Genomic DNA, 16,919 nt, shown 5'->3' with positions numbered 1-16,919 from the left:
CGACCGACGAGAACGCCGCGAGGTGCGGTGCCGGGCAGCCCGGGCCCGCCATGATCCGAAAGACACGGCCTAGACGAGGGTCAGGTCGACACCGCCGCCGAGGGCGGCCAGCCCGAGTGCCAGGAAGAAGTCGCCCCAGACCAGCTCGTGCCGGACCGCGAGGCCCTTCCCCGCGTCGTAGCAGCCGTCCAGCAGCATCCCGGCCGGGCGGCCGGGCCCCCGGCCGGTGAGGTGGGCCCCCGCGAGGTGCCGCAGGACCGCCTCCCCCCGCGCCGCGCACGCCGCGGCCCGGGGTCCGGGCACCCGCGCCAGTTTCAGCAGGGCCACCGCGGTGATCGCGGCGGCGGAGGTGTCGGGCGGCCCGGCCGGCCGGGAGGCGTCCGCCGGCGGGACGGCCCGGCCGGTCAGGACTCCCGGCTCCGCGAGCAACTGCCCGGCCGCCGCGTCGAGCCGGGCGGTCGCGCCGCCGCCGACCGCGGGGCGGAGCAGGGCGTCGGCGACCGCCAGGAGCAGCCAGGCCCGCCCCCGGCTCCAGCCAGGCGCGGGCTCCGCGCAGGGCTGCCATCCGGTGGATGCGTCGTAGCTCCAGGCGGGGTACGGGCGCACGGGCGGGGGGCCGGTGCGGCCGGCCTCGCCGAGGCAGAGGTCGAGGTGCCGGTGCAGGTGGGCGGCGGCCGCGGCCGCTCCCCGAGGCCCGGCCGCGGCCAGCAGCGGCACCGTGCCGGGTACGCCGTCCGCGCGGGCCAGGAGGCGCGGCCCGCCGAGGGCGCCGCCCCAGGGCAGCAGGCCGAGTTCGGGGTCGTAGGCCGCCAGGCAGGCCCGGGCGGCCCGCTCCCGGAGCGCGGCGGCCCGCCCGTCGGACCCGGCGGGGGCGGTCCCGTACCAGAAGATCAGCCCGCGGGTGGCGGTGTCGGCCTCGGCCCACGGGACGAGCCGGGCCGTCCACGCGGCCGCGGTCCGCCGGTCGGCCCAGTCCTCGGTGTACCGCGCCCGCAGCCACAGCAGCCCGGTCCAGAAACCGCCGGTCCACGAGCCCCGGCCGGTCGTCGTCCACCGCCCGTCCTCCGGGTCGGCGTACAGGGGGAAGCGGGTGCCGACGGCGGCCTCGGTGACCGCCACGCGCTCCATGACGGCCGCGAGCGCGCCGTCGGCCCAGTGCGCGGCGGGGGCCGGCGCCGCGCTCACGCCGGCACCCCGCGGTGGTCCCGTACGGCCCAGAGGAACGCGACGGCGCCCGCCGCGGCGAACTCGGCGGCCACCAGGATCCAGCCGGGACCGTACCTCCCGCTCTGCGCGAGCAGACCGAACAGCGGTGGCCCCAGGGCGAATCCGGCGAAGAATCCGGCCGCGACGAGCGCCGAGTCCTGTCCGGCCCGGCCGGCCGCCGCCCGCTGGACGACCAGCACCATGGAGACGGCGTTCCCGGACACGGCGAACACGCCGACGGCGACGGCTCCCGCCCACACCAGCTGGCTCGTGGACACGGCGGCGGCCAGCAGCAGCGCCGCTCCGATCGCGCCGCACGCCAGTCCGCCCGGCAGCCATTCGGCGCGCCCGGGCCGGGCCGCCCTCGACCAGGCCACCCGGCCGACGATCCCCGCCACGCCCAGGACGGCCACCAGGATCCCGGCCGTCGTCGGCCCCATCCCCAGCCGGCGGACGCCGAAGAGGGCCAGGTAGGTGTTCACCGAGGCGATACCGGCGCCCAGGAACAGCGAGAAGACCGCCAGCCAGGCCACCATCCCCCGCGGTACGAGCGACACGGGCGGGCCGGCCGCCGGCGCCGGGGCGTCGGCCGGCAGCGCGCGCAGCGCCCACAGCCCCGCCAGGAGCGCCGCACCGGACGCCGTCCACACGGCGCCCCGCCAGCCGATCCCGCCCGCGAGCAGCACGAGGGGCAACCCGGCCACGAACGCGCCCAGTTGCACCCCGGACTGCTTCAGCCCCGTCACGGCGGCCCGCCGGCCGGCCGGGACTCCGGCCAGGACCGCCTTGTTCGTGGCCGGGTTGGCCAGCGCCTGCGGTACGCCGCCCAGCGCGACCGCGCCGAGCAGCAGACCGGCCCCCGGGGCCGCCCCGATCAGGGCCAGCGCCGCGGCGGACACCAGCAGCAGCGCCACGAGCGAGCGGCGCGGACCGATCCGGTCCACGATGCGGCCGCCGGCCGGGGACAGCACGGCGGCGGTCCCGAAGCCGAGGGTGGTCGTCAGTCCGAGCACGGCGGGCGTCATCCCCAACGCGTCCACGACGCGGGGGCCCAATGCGCCGAGGACGAAGAGCTGGAGCATCGAGAACGCCATGGCGCAGGTGAGCAGCGCGGTCAGCTGACGGGTGGGCCGGTCGCCGGCCCCCGACGGCGCGGCGGTCGCCGCCGCCCCTTGTGTCGCCACAGAGATCTCCCGTCACCAGTTGTCGAACACGGCTGCGCAGGCAGTCGGTTGCGGGCCCGGACGAGTTCCCTCCGCCCGCTGTGCCCTGCGCCACATCGCGGGAACGGCCCGTCGCGTCAACGCCGTACGGGAGAACTTGTCGGGAAGTGCGCACCCCGCTGCTCCGCCCGGAACACCGGTGCGAGGATGAACCGCCATGACGCCAGGCCACTGTTCCCGAGCCGTACGGGCTGCGATGTTCGCAGCCCTCTGCGTGCTGCTCGCGGCCACCGGCCACCTCCTCATGTCGGGTACGGCCGTGCCCTGGTGGGCGGTGTCGGCCGCTTTCGCGGGCACCGTGGCGACGGCCTGGGCGCTCGCCGGCCGGGAGCGCGGGCTGCCGGCCGTGACCGGCGCGACGGTGGCCGTACAGGCGTTGCTGCACGCGCTGTTCTCGCTGGCCCAGTCCGTCGTCCACCCCTCCCTGCCCGCGGGAACCTCGTTCGCCCGGCAGTGGGCGGAGTACCTCACGTGCGGCGGGGTCGAGGCGGCCGGTCTGTCGCGCGACGAGGCCCTGAGGGTCGTCACGGAGGCCGGGCTGGGCAGGCTCGTGTCCCTGCCCCCGCCGGGGACCGTGCTCGCCGCGGTTCCGGAGTCCGGCGCCCACGTGGGGCACGCGCTGCACGGGGCGGCGGGACACGCGTCCGCGGCGGCGGCCGACGCGCTGCCGGCCGGTGGTCATGCCATGGGCGGCACGTCGCCGGCCGGCATGCTGGCCGCGCACCTGCTGGCCGCGGTCCTGTGCGGCCTGTGGCTGGCGTACGGGGAACAGGCCGCGTTCCGCGTCCTGCGGGCGCTCGCGGGCTGGCTCCGGGCGCCGCTGCTCCTGCTGTTCGGCCGGGCGGCGACACCGCACCGGCCCCGCGTCCTCGTCCGGCGTACGCGGCGGCGCCGCTCGCCGCGGCGGCTGTTCCTCGTCCACGCCATCACCTCACGGGGACCCCCGACGGGAACCGCTGTCCACTGACAGCCGGCTCCCCGCGCGCACCCCGACGCACTCCCGTCCACCGCGCCCGGGCCACGGCACCGCCCCACGGCGGGCCGCACCCCCATCACCGGCACCGCGCACCCCGCGGTCCCGGAACCCCCTTGCACCAAAGGACCTGTGGCGATGACCCCTGCCCTGACCAGCCCGCACCGTCCGGCCGGAGAGCACCGTGCTGCCGGAGAGCACCGTCCGGCCGGCGCGAGTCCGGCCCGGCACACTCCCGACTCCGACGCGGAAACCACCCGCCTCGCCCTCGCCGCCCGCGACGGCGACCCCGACAAAGCCGACCGCTTCGTCCGCGCCCTCCACCGCGACGTCTGGCGCTACGTCGCCTACCTCAGCGCCGACACCCAAGCCGCCGACGACCTCACCCAGGACGTCTTCCTCCGCGCCCTGCGCAGCCTCCACCGCTTCGAAGGCCGCTCCTCCGCCCGCACCTGGCTCCTCTCCATCGCCCGCCGCACCGTCATCGACAGCCACCGCCACGCCGCCGCCCGCCCCAGACTCTCCGACCACCACGACTGGCAGACCGCCGCCGAACACACACAACACCACGACATCCCCGGCTTCGAAGACGGCATCGCCCTCACCCAACTCCTCGCCACCATCCCCCCCGAACGCCGCGAAGCCTTCATCCTCACCCAACTCCACGGACTCCCCTACGCCGAAGCAGCCACCACCATCAACTGCCCCATCGGCACCGTCCGCTCCCGCGTAGCCCGCGCCCGCACCACCCTCATCACCCTCCTCACCGACACCACAACCACCACCCCAACCCCCCACCCCCACCACCCGACCCGCACCACACCGGGAGCGGCGCTCGCGGCCTCGGCGGCCTGATCCCCGGAGCACGACGCGGACGGGGACGGGGACGGGGGCCGCCGAGCCTCCGTCCCCTCACCCGTACGCGGGCGGTTTCAGGAGGTACCGGCGAGCAGCGCGGCGAGCAGTCGTTCGCCCTCGGGCCACGGCCCGTAGCCCGCTTCGCTGTTCAGGTGCCCGGCCTCGCCGGCGTCGGTGAACCCGCAGCCCCACGCCGCGGCGAACTCCGCAGCCCGCGCGCCGGTCGTCCACGGGTCGTTCCGGCTGCCGACCACGAGGGCGGGGAACGGCAGGGGCGCCCTCGGCACGGGCCGGAACCCGAGCAGCTCCGGCTGCTCGACCCGGTCGACGTCCGGAGGCGCGACCAGCAGCGCGGCGCGGACGGGCGCCGCGGGCGTCCGGGTGGCCCAGTGCGCGACGGCGGTGCAGCCCAGGCTGTGGGCGACGAGCACCGGCGGCCCGGGGCACGCGGCAACGGCCGCGTCCAGCGCGGCCACCCACCGGTCGAGGTCCGGCCGGTCCCAGTCGTCCTGCCGGACGCGCACGCGGTCGGGGCCCGCCTCCTCCCAGAGCGACTGCCAGTGGTCCGGGCCCGAATTCCCCCAGCCGGGGACGATCAACATGGTCATGGCGGGATTCTGACACCGCCCCGCCGAATCCCGAATCCCGTAACGCCTGGTCGGAGCAGGCACGGGCCCCGTGACCGCGGCGGCGTCCTCGGCCCCGCCCCCTCCCGCTGACGGAATACCTGCGTCCGCGGACGAGGACCCGGCACACTGCGTGGACGTCTGTCCGGTGGCCCACGCCCCCCATCTGCAGGAGCAGCCGTGTCGTCTCAGGAGATCGACCTCACGCTCACCCCCGAGCAGGCCGCGCACGGTGTGATCCTGCCGGTCACCCTGCCCTCGGGGCCCGCCCGTCTGCGCATCCCGTCCTGCCGCGACGGCGAGCTGGTCCGGACCCGTCTGGGCGACCGGGAAGTCCAGCTGCGGATCAGGGTGTCCCGCCCCGCGGCCCCGACACCGCCGCCGCCCCCGCCTCCGCCGCCCCCGACCGTGGCGGTATCCCCCTGGGTGGCCTCCATCCCGGCAGCACACCCGACGGCGGCGCCGGCAGCGGCCCCTGCCCGCTCCGGACGGGCCGGCTGCCTGGTGGCGGTCGGCCTCGTCGCGGCCGTGATCGGCGGCTTCGTCCTGTTCGGGAACGACGACAACGGCACCGGCGCCGTCGCCGACCGGACCGCCGCCTCCGCGACGCCCACCCCGTCGGCGAGCCCCTGGCCGACGTACCCGTCCTCCGCCCCCGCCGACCTCCTGCCCGAGCCCGCGGCCACCACCCCGGCCGCCCCGCCCCCGACCCCGTTCGACAAGGGAACCTGCCTCAACGGCACCCTGCCGGACTCGACGACGGCGCAGCGCGTCGACAACGTCGAGGAGGTCGCCTGCTCGGCCTCCGACGCGCACTACCGCGTCATCGAAAGCATCCCGATGACCTCCGACATGAGCCGCTGCGACGACAACCCCAAGACGGAGTACGCCTTCTCCTACCGCTACACCCTGGGCGGATCCGTCATCAACCAGTACGTGTACTGCCTGATAGGCCTGGGCTCCTACGCCCGCTGACCACCCCTCGCCCCCCCGGAACACGAAAAGAGCGGCGCGCCCGCACCGGCCGACGCGCGACACTGGCGGTGTGCTGATCATGGATGCCGTGCTGGAGACCCACGGGGCCGAGGGGTTCGCTCCCTGGCCCATCGCCGACCCGGCGCCGGACGGGCTGCTGGCCCTGACCGGCCACCTGTCGCGGCGCGAGGTCGCCACGGCCCTCGCGGTCCTGTCGGACTGCGACGACGACCCCGGAGACGGTGTGGAGCGGATACGCCGCTTGCTGACGGCGGAGTACGTCACCTCCCCCGGCGGCCTGCGCCTCCGGGACACCACCACCGGCGTCACCGCCGCACCCGGATGCTGCGCCGGGCTGGAGAACTGGCGAGACTGGTGGGGGCTGGCGAACGGCGAGGACCCGTGGCTCGGTCACGACCCCACGCCCGCCGTCGAGCACACCGGGGACGTCGTCCGGTTGTGGCCCGACGGCGACCGTCCGCACGGCCCGCGCATCGACGTCCCCCGGGGGCTGCTGCCGGACCTGCTGGATTCCGTACGGGACGACCTGGTCGGCTTCCTGACGGCCGTCGACCGGTGGGCAGCCGGCCCGGGGCCCCTCGCCCGGGTCCGCACCGCCCTGGTCGAGCGGCTCGACACCGCCCTCGCCATATCGGCACCACTGCCGGCCCGTACGACCTGAGCCTGCGTACCTGCCGATGCGGCGGGGCTCCGTACCGGCCTTGTGGTGTGCAGGCCTTTGATGCCTCCTGACCGCGCCAGGCGTGAGTGCGTGGGCGACTCGGGTCCTTTGCTTCCCTGAGTCCGAGCCCGGGAAGATCCGACTGATCGCCCGACAGCCGGACGAGGAGCGCGGTCAGGCGCCCGCGGCGTGCGGGGGGAGGCCCGGGGTCGGGGGGTAGCCGGGGCGGGCCGGTATGCGGGGCAGGGCGGGGGGTGCCGAGGGCGGTGGCGGGAGCGGCGGGAGGGACGGCTCGTACAGCCAGGCCGAGAGGAGCTCGTCCAGCGGCTCGGCCGCGTAGCGGGACACGTGGGCGGTGAAGCCCGAGGTGGTCACCACCCCGTGGCGGTGCACGGTGGCCCATTCGCGGAGCATGCGGAAGAACGTCTCGTCGCCCAGGGCGCAGCGGATCGCGTGCACCGTCAGGCCGCCCCGCTGGTACAGCCGGTCGTCGAACATCAGCTTTCGGCCCGGGTCGGCCAGCCGCAGGTCCTGCGGCTGGAGGGACAGCAGCCGGTGCGCGGTGGCCGCGAGCTCGTGCGCCGTGCGGCTGCCCGAGCGCTCCGACCAGAGCCACTCCGCGTACTTCGCGAACCCCTCGTTCAGCCAGATGTGCCGCCAGTCGCCGATGGTCACGCTGTTGCCGAACCACTGGTGCGCGAGCTCGTGGGCGATCAGCCGCTCCGAACCGCGGACGCCGTCCACGTGGTTGGCGCCGAACAGCGAGAGTCCCTGCGCCTCGACCGGGACGTCCAGTTCCTCGTCCGCGACGACGACCGCGTACTCCCCGAAGGGGTAGGGGCCGAAGATCTCCTCGAACAGCCGCATCATCGAGGGCTGTCGGGCGAAGTCGCGGGAGAAGCGCGCCAGCAGGTGGGCCGGCACGTGGGCGCTCTGCGGGACGCCGCCGAGTCCGGGCTCGCCGAGCAGCACCGTCTGGTACATGCCGATGGACAGGCCCACCAGGTAGCTGGAGGTCGGCGCGGGCTGCTCGTACACCCAGGTGGTCGTGCTGGCCCGCGTCGTCCGGGTCAGCAGCCGGCCGCCCGCCACCACGGTGTAGGGCGACGGCGTGTTGATCGAGATCTGGTACGAGGCCTTGTCCGCGGGCCGGTCGTTGCACGGGTACCAGGAGGGCGCGCCGACCGGCTGGCTGGCCACCATCGCGCCGTCGGTGAGTTCCTCCCAGCCGATGCCGCCCCACGGGCTGCGCACGGGCTTGGGGTTGCCCGCCCACTGCACCTCCACGGTGAAGGCGGCGCCGGCGGGCAGCGGCTTGGCGGGCCGGACGCGGAGCTTGCCGCCCCGGTGGGCGTAGTGCGGGGCCCGGCCGTTCACCAGGACCCGGCCGACCCGGAACTCCGCCAGGTTCAGGTGGAACTCCGTGAGCGGCGCCCGCCCGGCGATCGCGCTGAGCCGGGCCGTGCCGGCCAGCCGGTTGGGGCCGGGGCGGTACTCCAGAGCGAGTTCGTACCGGTGCACGCGGTAACGGGGATCGCCGTTGGCCGGAAAGTACGGGTCCGATACCGCTGTCTTCTGGCCGCTCACTGCCGCTTCCGCTCCCTGCGCTGTGCTCGTACGACGTGCCGGTGTGTCCTGGTCGCCGCTGCCGTACCCGGCCTCCGCCGACGGCCCGGGAGCGGGGTCCGGAGCGTACCGGAACGGGTCCGGGACCGCCCCGGGGCCGCCGTTCAGGACCGCCACGCCTCGATCGGATTGCCCAGCCAGCGGGTGTCGGCGGGGACGGATTCCCCGGCCATCACGAGAGAGGCGGGACCCAGGGTGCTGCGGGCCCCGATCGTACTCCCGGGCAGGACGATTCCGCCCGGGCCCAGGGTGGCGCCCTCGCGGAGGACCACAGTATCCGTCCGCAAGATCCGGTCGTGGAAGAGGTGCGTCTGGAGCACGCAGCCGCGGTTCACACTGACCGCGTCGCCCAGCTCGACCAGGTCCGTCTCGGGCAGCCAGTAGCTCTCGCACCAGACGCCCCTGCCGATGCGGGCCCCGAGCCCGCGCAGCCACAGGGACAGCAGCGGCGTACCGGGAACCGCCCCGACCAGCCACGGCACGGCCAGTACCTCGACGAAGGTGTCGGCCAGCTCGTTGCGCCACACGAAGCCGCTCCACAGCGGGTGCTCCCCGGTCCGGTGGCGGCCCACCAGGAGCCACTTCGCGGCCACCGCCACCCCGCACGCGGCGAGGCCGGCGGCCAGCAGGACGGCCCCGGACAGCAGCGCGGCGCCCGCGACCCCCGGGCCGGCCGTGATCAGCGCGCAGAGTCCCGCCGCGGTCAGGACGGCCAGTGCGGCCGAGCAGAACACCGGGACGAGCCGGCAGAGCTCCACCAGGCCGCGCGCCCACAGCAGCCGCGCGGGCGGGTCGTACGTACGGCTCTGGTCGGAGTCCGCGGCGGAGCGCGGCAGCCGGACCGGCGGCAGGCCCAGGTACGAGCTGCCCTTCTTGGCCTTCTTCGGGGTCGCCGACAGGACGCCGACCAGCCCGCCGTCGGGCACGCTGCGGCCCGGCGCGGTCATCCCGGAGTTGCCGAGGAACGCGCGGCGGCCGATCTCGGAGTGCCCGATCCGCATCCAGCCGCCGCCCAGTTCGTACGGGGCGGTCAGGGTGTCGTCGGCGAGGAACGCCCCCTCGCCGACGGTGGTCAGGCTCGGCAGCGCGAGCACGGTGGACACCTCGGCGCCGCGGCCGATCTTCATGCCGAGCAGCCGGAGCCACACCGGGGTGATCAGCCCGGCGTACAGCGGGAACAGCGTCTCCCGGGACAGGTCCATGAGCTGGGTGACCGTCCAGGCCTGCCAGCCGATCCGGCTGTGCGTGGGGTGGCTGCCCGTCCGCAGCCCGAGGCTGAGCAGCCGTACGGACACCAGCAGCAGCAGCGCGTACGCCAGCCCGAACGCGAGCGCCCCGGGCACGACGGCGAGCAGCGCTCCCCGCAGCGCCGCGCCGAGCCCCGCGCCGGCGGGTACGAACCGGCTCGCGACGAGGAGGGCGGGCAGGGCGGCGAGGACGGGAAGGGACGTGAGGCAGAAGCCCGTCACCCCGTAGACGGCGCGCCAGTGGAGGGGGCGCGGCGGCCGTCCGTCGGGCCAGTTGTGCTTGGCCTTGCCGAGCTTGCCGGCGGGCGCCCCGGCCCAGCGCTGGCCGGTCGGCACCTGTCCGACGACGGCGGAGCCGGGGGCCACCTCGGCCCGCTTGCCGACGCGCGCGCCGGGGAAGAGGATGCTGCGGGTGCCGACCACCGCGCCGGCGCCGACCTTGACGGGGCCGATCACGAGCCGGTCGCCGTCGAGCCAGTGCCCGGAGAGGTCCACCTCGGACTCCACCGCGCAGCCGCGGCCGAGTTTGAGCATGCCGGTGACCGGCGGCAGCGAGTGCAGGTCCACCTCGGGGCCCACCTTGGCGCCGAGGGCGCGGGCGTAGCGCTCCAGCCAGGAGCCGGTGAGGGAGGTCGCGCGGACGCTCTCGGCCAGCCGCTCGGCCGTCCACAGCCGGAGGTGGACGCTTCCGCCGCGCGGGTGGCGCCCGGCCGTGACCCCGCGCAGCAGCAGGCGGGCGCCGCCGGCCGCGATCGCGAGCCGCCCGGGCGGGCTGTACAGCAGGGCCGCGCCGGCGGCGACCAGCCACCACGAGGCGGTCGGCGCCCAGGGGTAGGCGCCGACGGCGTGCAGTACGTTGCCGAGGGCCAGCAGCGCCACGGTCCAGCGCAGGCCGACCAGGGTGTACAGCGGGAGCAGCAGGAGCGACTGCACCACCTGGGACCGCAGGGGTACGGGCCCCACCGTCCGGGCGGCGCCGTCGTCCTGTACCGACTTCTCCAGCCGCCGGGCAAGCTTGCGCAGGGTGGGCTGCTGGTAGATGTCGAGCACGGCGGCGCTCGGGTAGCGGGTGCGCAGCCGGGTGGTGAGCTGGGCGGCGGCGAGGCTGCTGCCGCCGATGGCGAAGAAGTCGTCGGCGGGGCCGGAGACGGTCACGCCGAGGGTCTCGCTCCACTGCTCGGCGAGCCAGGCTTCGGTGCCGTACAGCTGCTCGGTGGGGCCGGTGGTCTCCAGGTCGGGCAGCGGCCAGGGCAGCGCGTCCCGGTCCACCTTGCCGGAGGTGCGGGTCGGCAGTTCGCCGACCGGGGCCAGCAGCGGCACGAGGGCCGCGGGCAGTTCGGCGCGCAGTCGCGTCACGGCCGCCGCGTGGTCCCAGCCCTCCTGGGTGACGAGGTAGCCGACGAGCAGCTGGTTGCCGCTGCGGGCCGTACGGACGGCGGCCGCCGCGCCGGCGACGCCGGGCAGGGACTGCAGGGCGGCGTCCACCTCGCCGAGTTCGATCCGGCGGCCGCCGAGCTTGATCTGTTCGTCGCCGCGGCCGAGGAAGACCAGCCCCTCCGGTTCCGCGCGGACCAGGTCGCCGCTGCGGTAGGCGCGCTCCCAGCCGAGGGATTCCAGCGGGGCGTACTTCTCGGCGTCCTTGGCGGGGTCGAGGTAGCGGGCGAGGCCGACGCCGCCGATCACGAGCTGGCCGCTGCCGCCCATGGGCACGGGTTCGCCGGACTCGTCGACCACGGCCAGCTCCCAGCCGTTCAGCGGGAGGCCGATCCTGATCGGTTCCTCGCCGGTGAGGAGCGAGGCGCAGGCGACGACGGTGGCCTCGGTGGGGCCGTAGGTGTTCCAGACCTCGCGGCCCTCGGTGACCAGGCGCTGGGTCAGCTCGGGCGGGCAGGCCTCGCCGCCGAAGATCAGCAGCCGGACCTCGCCCAGGTCCTCGGGCTCCCACAGCGCGGCCAGGGTCGGCACGGTGGAGACTACGGTGATCTCCTGGTCCACCAGCCAGGGGCCGAGGTCTGCGCCGCTGCGCACCTGCGAGCGGGGTACGGGCACCAGGCAGGCGCCGTGGCGCCAGGCCAGCCACATCTCCTCGCAGGAGGCGTCGAAGGCGACGGACAGGCCCGCCATGACCCGGTCGCCGGGGCCGATCGGCTCCTCGGCGAGGAACAGGGCGGCCTCGGCGTCCACGAAGGCGGCGGCGCTGCGGTGGCTGACGGCGACGCCCTTGGGCTTGCCGGTGGAGCCGGAGGTGAAGATGATCCAGGCGTCGTGGCCGGGCCCGGGCCGCGCGTCCCCCGCAGGGGCCGGGGCGTCCGCGGGGGCGGTGACGTCGATGCGGCCTCCGGCGCCCAGTACCGCCCGGACCCCGGCCTCGCCGAAGACCAGGTCGGCCCGCTCGTCCGGGTCCTCGGCGTCGACCGGCACGTAGGCGGCGCCCGCGGCGAGGACGGCGAGGACCGCCGCGTACAGCTCGTTCGTCCCGGACGGCACGCGGACGCCGACCCGGTCGCCGAGCCGGACCCCGGCGGCGGCCAGGGCGCGCCGGCGGCGCTCGACCTCGGCGGCGAGCGCCCGGTAGGTCAGCCGTTCCGTGCCGTCGTCCAGGGCGAGTTCGTCGGGGTGGGCCCGTACGGAGTCCTCGAAGACGTCGACGAGGGTGCGAGGCGGCGCCGCGGGACCGGCGGAGAACCGGGCGGACTTGCCGGACTCCTCGGACGCGTCCCCGGGGCCGACCCCGGGCGCGTCGGCGGACGTCTCCGCAGGGCCGGTCACGGGGGCCTGCGCGCGGGCGGCCCCGGACATCGCCGGGCGGTCCGGGCCGGGGGCTTCCCCGGCGTCGGACCCGTGCGTTTCCACGCTGTCGAGCAGGGTGGGTTCACCGCGCTCAGGTGTGGCTGCCATCGGCCCTCGCGTCTCGTTCCCGGATTCGGTCCGGGTCGCCGTCGGAGCCCGGGTCTGCCCAGGTTGTTCCGGTTCAGCGCCAAACAACCCGTCAGTCTAGTGCGCCATCGAGAATCTTCCTGTTGAAGTCTTGCCGGTGGCCGGGAGGGAACGGTAAGGCGTCGCCTGCGGTCCGACGGTGTACGCGGGCGGGGACACGCGGCGCATCGCCCCGCGAAACGGGCGACGCCTGGTGGAATGCCTTCCTCAGCGGGCCGGGCGGAGGGACGGGGTGACGAGGGCGTCGTGTCGGAGGAGCCGAACGGGCTGGAGGAGCCGCACGGGCCGGAGCGGCGCCTGCGCGCCGCGGAAGAGGCGCTCGAGCGGATCGGCACGTCCGGCGACGAGCGGGAGACGTGCCGGGAGCTGGCCGGTTTCCTGCTCCGCACGCTGTGCGACGCCGCCGCCGTGGACCTGGCCGTCCCCGGCTCGGGGGTGATGCGCGCCGCCGAGGCCGGCGCGACCGGTCTGCTGCCGGCGGGCCCGGCGCCCGGGCTGCCCGCCGCGGCGCCGGCCGGGGACCCGGACCGTTCCGCGCGGGCGTGGACCGGTCCCACGGCCGGCGGCGGGACCGCGTACGCCGTCTCGGTGCCCGTGATCGGCCGGGGCGAGGTCTACGGAACCGTCCTCGCCGTGCGCGCCCGCGAGCCGTTCGGCCGCCACGAGACGGCGGCGCTGCACTTCGCCGCCCGCGTGGCGGGGATCCACATCGGGCACGCGAGGCGGCTGGCGGCGGCCGAGGGGACCGCCCTCGCGCTCCAGCGCGCCCTGGTCGCCGAGCCGGGCCGGCCGCACCCGAACGTGGAGATCGCCAGCCGCTACCTGCCCGCCGGAGTGCGCGCGCTGGTCGGCGGGGACTGGTTCGAGACCGTGCGCCTGCACTTCGGCCGGACGCTGCTCGTGATCGGCGACGTCATGGGGCACGGCCTGGACGCCGCCGTGGACATGAACGCCTACCGTGCCACCCTGCGCGAGGTCGCCGCCACCGATCTGGCCCCGCACCGGGTGCTGGGCCGGCTGGACGCCCTGGCCGCGGCCGACGGGACCCGGCGCCCGGCCACCTGCCTGCTCGTACGGATCGACCCGGCCCGGGGCAAGGCCGACTACGCCAGCGCGGGCCACCTGCCGCCGGCCGTCTTCACCGGCGACGGCCGGGGCGAGCTGCTGGACGTACCGGTGGGCCCGCCCCTGGGCACGGGGTTCGGCGGGTACGAGGCGTACACCCGGCCGATCGCGGCCGATCACACGCTGGTGCTGTACACGGACGGCCTGGTCGAGCGCCGGGGCGAGGACATCGACGAGTCCCTGGCCAGGCTGGCTGCGCTGCGGATGCCCGCCGGGGCCGCGCCGGCCGGGGTGGTGGACGCCGTGTGCCGGGACCTCGACGCGCTGCACGCCGAGGACGACGTCGCGGTGCTCGCCGCCCGGCTCCGCCCCCGGCCGCCGCCCGGAAGTCCCGGAGCACCGGCCGCACCCGCCGGGGACTAGGCCGTCTCTCGTGGGCGTCAGTGCCGTGCGCGCGGGTCCCGCAGGACCCGCGCGGTGAACGCGGCCAGGCGTGCCCGCATCTCCTCCCGCGTCATCCCCTCGTGGCCGACGAGGTGTTCGACCAGGTCGGCGCGGGTGGCGGCGAGCAGGGCGTGCGCCGTGAAGTCGCCGTCGACGAGTCCCGGGACCCGCTCCAGCGCGGTCCGGAGCATGCCGTGCCACAGCGCGTAGTGCCCGGCCGCGTAGGGGCTGTCGCCCCCGGTGCCCTCCAGGGCCAGCGCCAGGTGGCGGTGGTCGAGCTTGAAGCACAGGACCGCGTCCAGGAGTGCGGGGACCCGTTCGGACGGCGGGGTCGCGGGCCCCAGGGGCGGCGGCCCCTCCTCGGCCGCGCGCCTGACGGGTGCGAGCCGCGCCTCGTACAGCGCGTGGATCAGGCCCGTGCGGTCGCCGAAGCCGCGGAACAGCGTCGCCTTGCCGACGCCGGCCGCCGCGGCGATGTCGGCCATGGTGACGGCCGCCGGGCTCTCGCACCCGGCGAAGAGCGCGTCGGCCGCCGCCAGGACGGCCTCCCGGTTCCGCGCGGCGTCCGCACGGGGCTTGCGTTCGGTCATGCGCTGTACCTCCCGTTGCAAAACGGACCGCGGGTCCGTATCGTCGGTCCCATGAAACGGACCGACGGTCCGCATCGTACGGGACGGAGCGATCCATGACCATGCACCTCACCCCGGCGGCCCTGTTCCGCAGCGGCCTGCGGCTCCTGCTGGACAAGGACGTCAACGGCTGGACCGACCTGTGGGCCGAGGACGGGGTCCTCGAATTCCCCTTCGCGCCCAAGGACTGGCCGCAACGGCTGGAGGGCCGGGCCGCCGTCACGGCGTACATGCGCGACTATCCGGAGCACATCGACCTCCACGGCTTCCCGCACGTCGAGATCCACCAGACCCTCGCCCCGGAGACCATCGTGGTCGAGATGCGCGGCGTGGGCCGCCTGGTGAAGACCGGCAGCCCCTTCGACATGACCTACATCGCCGTCGTCACCGTCCAGGACGGCCTGATCACCCACTACCGCGACTACTGGAACCCGCTCGCCCTCCAGGACCCCGCCACCCACTTCGCCGGGAGCCCCCGATGACCGCGTCCACCCCCTCCGCCACCTCCACGCCCCTCACGCCCTTCACGCTGGTCATCGGGGCGACGGGCACGACCGGGAGCCGCGTTGCCGCCCGGCTGGCCGCCGCGGGCCGGCCCGTCAGGGCGGCGAGCCGGAGTGCCACCCCCGTGGCCGGGGCCCGCCCCGTGCGGTTCGACTGGAACGACCCCGTGTCCCACGACGCCGCCCTCGACGGGGTGGACCGGGCGTACCTCCTTCCACCGATCGGCTCCACGGACCCGGCCGCCGTCATGCTGCCGTTCCTGGAGCGGGCCCGCGCCGCGGGAGTCACCCGCGCGGTGCTGCTCAGCTCGTCCGCGATTCCCGCCGGCGGGCCCGCCGTCGGGCAGGTGCACCGGGCCCTGCCCGGACTGTTCCCCGAGTGGGCGGTGCTGCGACCCTCGTGGTTCATGCAGAACTTCACGGGCGGGCACGCCCACGCCCGGACCGTCCGCGCGGAGGGGACCATCCTCACCGCGGCCGGCGCGGGGCGCGTCGGCTTCGTCGACGCCGACGACATCGCCGCCGTGGCCGTACACGCGCTCACCGGCGCCCGCGCCCCGGACACCGACCTGATCCTCACCGGGCCGCAGGCGCTGAGCCACGACGACGTCGCCGCCGTCCTCTCGCAGGTCACCGGCCGGACCGTCACCCACCACCGGCTCTCCTACGAGCAGATGCGCCGGCGGCTCGCCGCCGAGATGCCCGCCGGGTTCGCCGCGCTGCTCGCCGGCATGGACCGGTCGATCGCAGAAGGCGCCGAAGACCGTACGACCGACACCGTCGAGCGCCTCACCGGGCGCCCCCCGGGAACCTTCCGCGCCTTCGCCGAGCGGGAGTTGACGGCTGGTCAGCCCCAGCACTGACCGTCCCCCGGCATCCCGGCGGTCCGGGAGCGGCGGGGGCACCGGCCCCGAGGTGCCGAGTGCGACGGGCGCGACTAGCCTTTGTGAGTGAGAGCCGCGATTGCGGAGCACGCCCGCGGTTGCCGGAGTTCCCGCACCCAGGGGAACCGAGGGGCCGCAGACCGCCCCTGAACTCGCGTGGCATACCGCTGCGCCATCGGCGGAGACGTGCCCGATCCTCGAACGCACGCGGCACCGCACACGACCCGCGCCGCCTTTTCGTCTGCGGCCGCGGCCACCCCCCGATGCCCCGGAGAGGCGCGCGGGAGGGTGGAAGGAAGGGCTATTCCATGCATGCACAGAGAGCGAAGCGTCTTTTCGTGGTCTCCGCCGCCGGTCTTCTGATGGCTGGTGGCGTGGCGCTCGGCACGGCAGGCACGGCCTCGGCGGCAACTCCCACCACGGCCGTCAGCTACCTCAACGGCGGCGGCTGCGGCGGCGATGACGACGACGACTACGGCCACGGCGGCTGGTATCACAACAGCGGCTGGGACGACGACGACGATGACTACGGCTACGGAGGAGGCCACGGCTGGGGCGGCCACTGACCCGGCTCCCGAGAACACGGTGCGCGGGCCCTGCGGGGCCCGCGCACCGCGGCGTCCGCTCCTGGTCCCGCGCCCCAAGTGGTTCGGATGGTCGGCGGATTGTTTCACCCGGTCGCGTCGGGGCACACGTCGTTCACCACGAGTGACCACGCGCCAGGAGGGCCTCATGTCCGGACTACTCGCACGGATAAAGCAGTTCAGCCGCACCCCGCAGGGCCGGCAGACCATCGAGTCGATCCGTCGGGCCGCCTCCGACCCCCGCAAGCGGACGCAGGCCCGCGGGCTGCTCGGCCGGCTCCGCGGCCGCCGCTGAGCGCCGGGCGGTTACGGCACGCGTCCGGAAGCGAACGGCGACCGGGAAGGGGGGCGCCCCCCGGGCGTCCCCCCGCCCCCATCCCGGCGGGCACCAACAGGTGCGCGCGGGCCGCCGGGCGATCCCCCTCCACCCCCCGGGCCACCCCCCCCGCACACCCCC

General features: G+C 75.8%; 15 protein-coding genes. 9 read left to right on the top strand and 6 right to left on the bottom strand.

What is annotated here, in order from left to right; all coding sequences use genetic code 11:
* Window positions 1-69: 69 nt before the first annotated feature.
* Both ACZ6S8_RS32470 and ACZ6S8_RS32465 read right to left on the bottom strand, forming a co-directional pair.
* Entirely contained in the window at window positions 70-1,185 is a 1,116-nt protein-coding gene (locus tag ACZ6S8_RS32470; protein ID WP_469461033.1) for a sugar ABC transporter permease, read from the bottom strand.
* The gene (locus tag ACZ6S8_RS32465; RefSeq protein WP_469461032.1) at window positions 1,182-2,390 is read right to left on the bottom strand and encodes an MFS transporter; all 1,209 of its coding nucleotides are present in this window, start codon (window positions 2,388-2,390) and stop codon (window positions 1,182-1,184) included. Before ACZ6S8_RS32465 ends, ACZ6S8_RS32470 begins: the two co-directional genes overlap by 4 nt.
* A gap of 196 nt (window positions 2,391-2,586) precedes the next feature.
* Here ACZ6S8_RS32465 and ACZ6S8_RS32460 point away from each other — a divergent pair, with 196 nt between their 5' ends.
* Entirely contained in the window at window positions 2,587-3,396 is an 810-nt protein-coding gene (locus ACZ6S8_RS32460) for a hypothetical protein (RefSeq protein WP_469461031.1), read from the top strand.
* A 144-nt stretch (window positions 3,397-3,540) separates the two neighbouring features.
* The gene (locus tag ACZ6S8_RS32455) at window positions 3,541-4,257 is read left to right on the top strand and encodes a sigma-70 family RNA polymerase sigma factor (RefSeq protein WP_469461029.1); all 717 of its coding nucleotides are present in this window, start codon (window positions 3,541-3,543) and stop codon (window positions 4,255-4,257) included.
* A 77-nt stretch (window positions 4,258-4,334) separates the two neighbouring features.
* Here the strand turns inward: ACZ6S8_RS32455 and ACZ6S8_RS32450 are convergent, their stop codons facing one another.
* Window positions 4,335-4,868: an RBBP9/YdeN family alpha/beta hydrolase gene (locus ACZ6S8_RS32450; RefSeq protein WP_469461028.1), complete on the bottom strand. Its 534-nt coding sequence runs from the start codon at window positions 4,866-4,868 to the stop codon at window positions 4,335-4,337.
* 198 nt (window positions 4,869-5,066) lie between these two features.
* Here ACZ6S8_RS32450 and ACZ6S8_RS32445 point away from each other — a divergent pair, with 198 nt between their 5' ends.
* On the top strand, window positions 5,067-5,861 hold the full coding sequence (locus ACZ6S8_RS32445; RefSeq protein ID WP_469461027.1) for an LppU/SCO3897 family protein: 795 nt from the start codon (window positions 5,067-5,069) through the stop codon (window positions 5,859-5,861).
* A 79-nt stretch (window positions 5,862-5,940) separates the two neighbouring features.
* Window positions 5,941-6,543, top strand: coding sequence for a hypothetical protein (locus ACZ6S8_RS32440; RefSeq protein ID WP_469461043.1), 603 nt, complete (start codon window positions 5,941-5,943; stop codon window positions 6,541-6,543).
* A gap of 174 nt (window positions 6,544-6,717) precedes the next feature.
* Here the strand turns inward: ACZ6S8_RS32440 and ACZ6S8_RS32435 are convergent, their stop codons facing one another.
* The gene (locus ACZ6S8_RS32435) at window positions 6,718-8,130 is read right to left on the bottom strand and encodes a M1 family metallopeptidase (protein ID WP_469461025.1); all 1,413 of its coding nucleotides are present in this window, start codon (window positions 8,128-8,130) and stop codon (window positions 6,718-6,720) included.
* 143 nt (window positions 8,131-8,273) lie between these two features.
* The gene (locus tag ACZ6S8_RS32430; protein ID WP_469461024.1) at window positions 8,274-12,314 is read right to left on the bottom strand and encodes a Pls/PosA family non-ribosomal peptide synthetase; all 4,041 of its coding nucleotides are present in this window, start codon (window positions 12,312-12,314) and stop codon (window positions 8,274-8,276) included.
* Between the two features lie 237 nt (window positions 12,315-12,551).
* On the opposite strand from ACZ6S8_RS32430, the gene ACZ6S8_RS32425 reads away from it, so the two are divergent.
* The gene (locus tag ACZ6S8_RS32425; protein WP_469461022.1) at window positions 12,552-13,841 is read left to right on the top strand and encodes a PP2C family protein-serine/threonine phosphatase; all 1,290 of its coding nucleotides are present in this window, start codon (window positions 12,552-12,554) and stop codon (window positions 13,839-13,841) included.
* Window positions 13,842-13,858: 17 nt separating this feature from the next.
* Here the strand turns inward: ACZ6S8_RS32425 and ACZ6S8_RS32420 are convergent, their stop codons facing one another.
* Window positions 13,859-14,452, bottom strand: a complete 594-nt coding sequence (locus ACZ6S8_RS32420; protein WP_469461020.1) for a TetR/AcrR family transcriptional regulator — start codon at window positions 14,450-14,452, stop codon at window positions 13,859-13,861.
* A gap of 95 nt (window positions 14,453-14,547) precedes the next feature.
* Here ACZ6S8_RS32420 and ACZ6S8_RS32415 point away from each other — a divergent pair, with 95 nt between their 5' ends.
* From ACZ6S8_RS32415 to ACZ6S8_RS32400, 4 genes are all read left to right on the top strand, one after another.
* Complete coding sequence (locus ACZ6S8_RS32415; protein ID WP_469461019.1) at window positions 14,548-14,973, top strand: nuclear transport factor 2 family protein; 426 nt, start codon at window positions 14,548-14,550, stop codon at window positions 14,971-14,973.
* On the top strand, window positions 14,970-15,857 hold the full coding sequence (locus ACZ6S8_RS32410) for an NmrA family NAD(P)-binding protein (RefSeq protein ID WP_469461018.1): 888 nt from the start codon (window positions 14,970-14,972) through the stop codon (window positions 15,855-15,857). The genes ACZ6S8_RS32415 and ACZ6S8_RS32410 overlap by 4 nt, the downstream gene beginning before the upstream one ends.
* Window positions 15,858-16,186: 329 nt before the next feature.
* Window positions 16,187-16,444, top strand: coding sequence for a hypothetical protein (locus tag ACZ6S8_RS32405; protein ID WP_469461017.1), 258 nt, complete (start codon window positions 16,187-16,189; stop codon window positions 16,442-16,444).
* Between the two features lie 166 nt (window positions 16,445-16,610).
* On the top strand, window positions 16,611-16,757 hold the full coding sequence (locus ACZ6S8_RS32400) for a hypothetical protein (protein ID WP_469461015.1): 147 nt from the start codon (window positions 16,611-16,613) through the stop codon (window positions 16,755-16,757).
* Window positions 16,758-16,919: the final 162 nt, after the last annotated feature.

The organism is Streptomyces sp. NPDC048461, from assembly GCF_055587105.1.
This window is presented reverse-complemented; position numbering and strand designations above follow the sequence as displayed.